The 6,789-nt window shown below is 64.4% G+C and carries 5 protein-coding genes; 1 reads left to right on the top strand and 4 read right to left on the bottom strand.

The annotated features are described in order from the left end of the window. From BP858_RS02945 to endA, 3 genes are all read right to left on the bottom strand, one after another. The coding region (locus BP858_RS02945; protein ID WP_286878800.1) for a phenylalanine--tRNA ligase subunit alpha at positions 1-1,055 on the bottom strand (1,055 nt) is incomplete at its 3' end. A 3-nt stretch (positions 1,056-1,058) separates the two neighbouring features. Beyond that, positions 1,059-2,315, bottom strand: a complete 1,257-nt coding sequence (locus tag BP858_RS02940; protein WP_014867607.1) for a tryptophan--tRNA ligase — start codon at positions 2,313-2,315, stop codon at positions 1,059-1,061. 10 nt (positions 2,316-2,325) lie between these two features. Beyond that, a complete protein-coding gene (endA, locus tag BP858_RS02935; RefSeq protein ID WP_281767569.1) occupies positions 2,326-3,336 on the bottom strand; it encodes a tRNA-intron lyase in 1,011 nt (336 codons plus the stop codon). 112 nt (positions 3,337-3,448) lie between these two features. On the opposite strand from endA, the gene BP858_RS02930 reads away from it, so the two are divergent. Continuing rightward, on the top strand, positions 3,449-4,669 hold the full coding sequence (locus BP858_RS02930; protein ID WP_286878799.1) for a hypothetical protein: 1,221 nt from the start codon (positions 3,449-3,451) through the stop codon (positions 4,667-4,669). 26 nt (positions 4,670-4,695) lie between these two features. Here the strand turns inward: BP858_RS02930 and BP858_RS02925 are convergent. After that, on the bottom strand, positions 4,696-6,789 hold a 2,094-nt coding region (locus BP858_RS02925), incomplete at its 5' end, for a PKD domain-containing protein (RefSeq protein ID WP_286878798.1).

Below are 6,789 nucleotides of genomic sequence, written 5' to 3'. Positions count from 1 at the left end.
TCGGTGGCCTCCCGCCGGTAGACCCTGCCGATGCAGAACGCCTTCACCGGGGGTTTTGGGTGCTCTGCCAGGTATTGGATGGAGAGGCTCGTCGTATGGGTCCGGAGCACGCACTGTTCCGCCTTTGCGGCGTTCCAGGTTCCTCCCCAACCGGTGGACGAGGTCTCCCCGCCGTACTCGTGCATATCGCGGACACGCTCATACCCTGCCGGCAGCGGCCAGCGCTCGCTGAGGAAGAAGGTGTCCTGCATCTCCCGCGCCGGGTGGTCCTGCGGCTGGAAGAGCGCGTCGAAGTTCCAGAACGAACTCTGCACGATCCCGCCTGCGATCTCGGTAAATCCCATGTCGAGGAGGACGCGGCGCATCTCGTCGAGGAGGCGCTGGTAGGGGTGGGTCTTTCCCGGGTAGGCGCGTTTCGGGAGTTTCCCGACATCGTAGCGCCGGAGGGGAAGGTCTTTCCACGCGCCTGAGAGGATCTGGTCGCGGGTGAGCGTGCCCACCTCCTCCTGCAGGTCAAGCCCCCCGGCGAGGAGTTCCCGCCCCCGGGAGGTTATCGAGACGGTGTAGGTGACTGCCTCCTCCTCCTGCACAAGCCCGCGCCGGAGGAGGTCGGCGACACCCTCCCCGTCGGTGATCGCACCATTCTCGCTTGCCCGGGCAAATGCGGCCTCGTCAGGTCCGGGAGCAGCGTTGCCGGTCTTCTGCACGACACCGTTCCTGACGACGACCCAGCCCTTCTTCCGCATCCAGCCGATCGCGATCTTTGCAAGCGGGTGCGCCTGCAGGTCCCGCATCGGGATCTCGTTCTCAAAACTCTCAAGCACCTGCCGTTCGGGGAGGCCTTTACCGGCGTAGCCCCTCCCCTCCCCGGTCAGGGTATACCGCCGGGAGACGTGTTTCTCCACGTCCACGAGCCCCCGCTCACCGGCGAGGTTTGCGTACTGCACAACGGCCTCCCGGCGGGTATCCATCAGGTCGGCAAGGGTGGCCGCATCGGCCGAGCCCACCGGTCCTAAAGCGACCAGGAGTCTCTTCTCATTCAGCGTCAGTTCCACTTATTACACCTCATCTGCAAGGTGTTCAACTGCATCCATCTTATCCCTCAAGTCTGTGAGAAACGCCTGCACACGCTCCAGTGTCTCTTTCTTGCACTGCCCGCAGGTTATCTCACCGCTCTCGCACCGGCGGCGGAGTTCGGCGAGTTCCCCGTCGTCCTCGAGCATATGGAAGAGGTTTAAGAGGTAGACCGAGCAGCGGTCGGGCTCTCCGCCGAGACGTTTCTGTTCCTCAAGCGTCATCCGCCCCCCGGTCAGCGCCGCCATAACCTTCTTCCTGACCGATTTTTCGGGTTCATAGAACCCAAACAGGCTCTCGGGAACACTGCTTGACATCTTCCCGCCCTGGAGTCCGGGCATGAAGATGTGGTAGGTCGATGAAGGGAGGTAGAACCCGAACCCCCCATGCGCGATCTCGATCTCCCGGACGGTGTCATCCACCCGGGCATGCGGCTGGCCCGTGATGTCCACGTGGCCTGCGTACTTCTTTGAGCCCGCAAACGCGCGGTGGACGGCTTCGAGAGCCTCCTCAGGAGCGTTCTTCGAGCGGACGCTGACATAATCGTCGCGGTCCTCGACCGTGAACATCCGGAGTTTGTGGGCCACATCCCTGGTGAGCCTGATGTGCGGGTCCTGGTCGAGGCCGACCGGGACGACCGTGGGGGCGGGTCCGGCGTCGAGCTGCGGGAAGAGGATGTCGCCTACCTGGGTGGCAACGCTCATGGCGTGGCCAAGCGAGGTCTCGGGGCCGAACCCGTATATCGCCGAGAGTTCAGAGAAGTTCACCTTCGTGGAGGCCTCAAACGCAAGGTCTTTCAAGGGCTCGTTCCTGCTCTGGTAGTAGGTCGTCCCACGAAATCCGAGGGCGTAGAGGGCCTTGAGGTACTCCCTGCCGTACTCGCGGCATTTCTCCCACGACATGCCGCGGACCGCGTGGGCCTCCCGGTCGGCGATGGCTACGTAGCCGTTCCCGCCCTGCTGGACGTGCCAGACGACCTCTTTCATGACCATCAGGTGCCCGAGGTGAGGGAGGCCTGAGGGCATGAACCCGGTCAGGACGTGGAACGGGGTGCGGTTCCTGATGGCGTCGACGACCACCTGGTAGTCCCGGTGTCCGACGACAACACCCCTGCGGATAAACGGCGGTACTTCGGGAAGCCTTCGTGCGACCTCACCGATAGGCTCGATGCCGAACTCGGTAAAGAGTCGATCCACATCGACGGTCTGGTTACTTGACCAGGGATTCATTCCTGATTGCATGGACTGACGCTCACAGTTTAATTCTCGCGAACTCGACGTATCTGATATCGGTATTGTATATGCAAGCAAACAACATCTTCTTTTTGACGCTGTGAGCAAGCCTGACCGAGCGGGAGACGGCGCTCATCGGTATGGAGGTCCCGGACGCAACGGCGTGGACGAGCATCTCGGAGTGCGTCTTCTTCCCGGAGTAGACACGGTAGTGGTGACCGAACTTGTAGCCGGTCCGGGGGATGTAGCCCTTCTCCCTGAGGTCTGAGAAGACCCGCTCTTTCTCCCGGATCTCGACGTCCTTCTCTGCCGCCGCATCGAGGAACTGCTCTGTGGTCATCGGTTCGCCGTCCTGCGTGATCGTGAGGCACTGCCTGCGCAAAAGATAGATCGATTCGATCGGGCGGAGGAGCAGCCGTTCCGGGTCAAGCCGTTTGCCGTACCAGTCCTCCTCGAGCGGGGTTCCCGGCGGCAGGTGGGCCAGTGCGTAGGTCCCGAAGAGGGAGGCCTGCACCGGCGTGCTGCATTCGGCCGGCTCCCCGACGGGGGCGAGGTCCTGCACCCGCACCTCGTAGTAGGTCAGTTCGTCCTCGTCGTCCACGACCGCGAGGAGGTACTGTTTGCGCATATTGACCGCGGTGAGCACGTCCCGGCTCAACAGGTCGAATTCGATGAGGTCCCTCTCAGAGAGGACCCGGATCAGGTACCGGGACTTCCCGGCCCCGGGCTTATGGCCGCGGCGGAAGACGCGGAAGTCGTGCGGCCCGGGCTGGATCACGTAACCCCGCTCGCGGATGTCGCGGTAGACGAGGTACCTCCTGATGAAGTTCGGCTGGCCTGCAAAGAGACCGAGCAGGGTATCGTAACCGAAATCCTTCACCTCGATCTTGCCCCGCTCCATGAGGTGGAGTGCCTCTTCAGGAGCGAGCCGGAGACCGGTTCGCTCCACCCTGCCGTACCCCCCCTGCTCATAGAGCGTGCGCCCTTCATTGCCGAGGCGCACCCAGGTTCCGTCGAATGTCGCCAACACGTGCTAGAACTATAGGGAGTTTGTCTTCATTAAGGGATTGCCGCCTGCCGGCCCACCGGGATGCCGGACCATTATGTTTTTTGCGTGTCGCACCACACCAATTATCGATTCCATGACGGGAAGAAACCGATACTTCCGGAGTTCACCGATCCGGGTGATCATGGCGGCGCTGCTCATCGTGGCGCTGCTGCCGGCCGCGGCCGTCTCTGCGGCGGAGACCGCCCCGCCGGTCGCCTGGAACGTGACGTTCTCGCCGGAGGAGAACAGTAAGTTCGATGCCGTCGCGAACACGGCTGACGGCGGTTACATCGCTCTTGGCTCTGCACTCACGAAGGTCATCGGGGGCAGGGGCGACCTGCTGCTTGTAAAGACCGACGGCCAGGGGAACGAGGTATGGACACAGAGATTGCCCGAAATGGAGGCTGCCTCTGTTGCGGAGACCGCTGACGGCGGCTACATCGTCGGCGGTTACAACATCTCCGCGGCTGCCTCAGGGGAGGACCTCGCCTACCAGGGCACCTCATTCCTGATCAGGACCGACGCCGACGGAAAGGAGATCTGGCGGCAGGTCCTCTCTGGGGAGAAGGTCTCGGCAGTCCGGCCGACCGCCGACGGTGGTTACGCCGTCATCGGGTGGCTCTGGAACCCGGCCGGATCGGCCGATGATACGACGGCGGTCATCACGAAGACCGATGCCAACGGCACGCCGACCTGGAACCGGACGTTCCCGGCCGCCGCCGCGAACACAGGAGTTGTGACCGCCGACGGCGGGTATATCATCGGGGGCACGAAGTCGCCCTTCACCTACGACATCGGGGACGCGTTCCTCATCCGCCTCGATGCTGACGGCAACACACTCTGGAATACGAACTACGCCGTTCCGGTCATCTTTGATGTCAAGGAGACCGCCGACGGCGGGTTTGTCTACTCCGCAAACTACTGGTACGGTCTTGTTGACGCGAAAGGCGATGAGGTCTGGCTCAGGAACATGGAGGGCCTCGCCGGCTACGCCGTCCTCCTGCGACCTGCCGGAGGTTACGTGATCGCGGGCAAGGATATCAGGAGCGGGGAAGGGTTCGCCCTCGGGACCGATGCGGATGGGGCTGTCCAGTGGAGGAGGACGCTTCCTGACACCGGTGTCTACGCTGCAGCCGGCGCTCCTGACGGCGGCTACACCCTTGCGGGCATCCGCTTCCTCTCGCCGGTCTCCAGCGCCGCGTGGCTCGCAAACCTTGAGGAGACGGCAACGCCCACGCCGGCGACACCGGGGTTCGGTGCGGCCGTTGCCGGGGCGGCACTCCTCCTGGTTGCGGTGAGGGGGCGGCGGGGGTAACCCCTCCATCACTTTTTTAGCATTTTTCAGGGCTCTCCTTTCCGGAAGTAGAGGAGCGCCCCCGCCCCCGCGATGACGAGGGCAAGCAGACCCGGGATGAGGAGCGCGTACGGGATCTCCCGTCCGGCCGTGGGTTCCGGGCCGGTATCGGCGGCGACCGCCTGTGCCGCGCCGTCTCCGGGTGCCGCGACAAAGAGCGCATACGCACTGAGGTGCAGGGCTTCGGCGGTGACGCTCCGGGTCTCCGGGAGGACGGTGGTGGGGACCTCCTCCCAGGTGCCGGCCGAACGATTGTATCGCTGTACCACGAGCCCGCCCTGCACGCTGCCGTTATAGACGGTGTCCCACTGCTCTTGTGTGAAGGTGAACGCTAGCGTCGCCGGGGGCGAGAAGACGGCCTCCTCCGGCCCGGCGATGCAGGCGTACCCGGCAAACACGTACGCGCCGGGCGCCGCGGGCACGTCGGCCGCATCAATCGTCGCAAGGGTCACCGCGCGAAGCGGATTGCCGGCGGCATCGACCGCCCGGATGCCCTCAGCAATCGTGAGGGTCGCGATCCCGTCGGCCGCATGGATCCTGGCGACCTGGTCGACAAGGCCGGTCTCCCCGAGGTGCAGGCTGCCGGAGTCGGCTTCACGGGGGGTGGGGGTCGGCGTGGGGTTGGGCTCCGGCGTGCTCCAGCCGGGGTTGATCGGGGCAGAGCCGCCGCCACCGCCACCGCCACTGCTGCCCGGGGGTTTCTGTGTCGCGGTCGGGGTGGGCGTCCGGGTCTGGGTCGGCGTCACGTTAGCCGTCGGGGTCGGGGTTACGGTCGGGGGATGGACGGTTATGTAGCCGGGCTCTGCCGCCGTGCCGCTCCCTGCGGTCAGGGCGACGTCATAGGCACCGGGGCTCACGTAGGTGTGCACCGGGTTCTCCTCCGAAGAGGTTCCGCCGTCACCGAAGTCCCAGAGCCATGTTTCGGGCCCGCCGGTCGAGGTATCCGTGAACCTGACGGTGAGCGGCGCAGTCCCGTTCCTGGCGTCGGCCGAAAACGAGGGGGCGAGGTGCTCGTAGACGGTGATGTGGCCGTACTCCGTGTGCGTCGCGCTGGCTCCCGCGTTGTCACAGGTCAGGGAGACGTCATAGACTCCAGGACGATCATAACGGTGATACGTGTCCCGGTGTGTCGATCTCTTGCCGTCACCGAAGTCCCAGAGCCAGGCCGTCGCGTAGTCCGGTAAATCACCGTAAAAAGCGACCGTGAGGGGCGCAGGCCCCGACAACGGCACCGCCCGGAAACGGATGATCGGCGGTTCCGGGGGACCGACGTGGATGAGATCGGTCTTCGTGACGGTGTCTGACCCGAACGCGTTGCTCACCGTGAGCGAGACGGTATAGTTCCCGGGGATCTCGTAGAAGTGCCACGGGTCCTGCAAGGTCGAGGTGTTCCCGTCGCCGAAGTCCCAGTCCCAGGTGTCCGGGCCGCCGGCCGACTGTTCGATGAACCGGACGTTGAGTACCGCCCCTCCTTCGGTGGGGTTTGCCGAGAACTCCGCTACCGGCGCCCCTCCGCTGAAGTAGTTGAAGGCGTAGATATCCGAACCCTCGCCACGGCCGTTCTGCCAGACGACCCGATCACCGCTGACGGCGGGGTAGAGCTGTTCGGTCGCGGAAGGAATGACCGGCATCTGCTTCTCCTTCCCTATGACGAGGTTGCAGAGGTAAACGTTCCACGTCCCGCTCCGCCTGTCCTCCCAGGCGATGAGGTCCCCGTCGATTGCCGGGGAGACCTGCCAGCCGGGGTCTTCGGTGATCCTCTGCTCTCCTGCGGCAGGATCGTCGAGATCGAAGAGGTAGATATCGGGAGCGCCGTTCCGGTAGTCTTCCCAGACGATCCGGCTCCCCGATATCGACGGGTAGGTCTGTCGGTCACCGTTCCCGGTGATCTGCCGCCGCTCTCCGCTCTGGATATCGTACAGCCAGATATCCCCGTTCCCGGTGCTCTCCTCCCAGACGACGTACCGCTCCGAGAGCGCGGGCTTCCATCTGGTCACCGGCGAACAGGAGAGGAAGGTCTCGCTGCCGGTCTCGATAGCGTAGAGGCAGATATCCGTGCTCCCGCTCCGGGCATCGTACCA

The sequence above is a fragment of the Methanoculleus sp. UBA413 genome (genome assembly GCF_002502935.1).
Lineage (GTDB): Archaea > Halobacteriota > Methanomicrobia > Methanomicrobiales > Methanoculleaceae > Methanoculleus > Methanoculleus bourgensis.
Note: the sequence above shows the minus strand (reverse complement) of the source record. Positions and strands in the feature narration are given on the sequence as shown.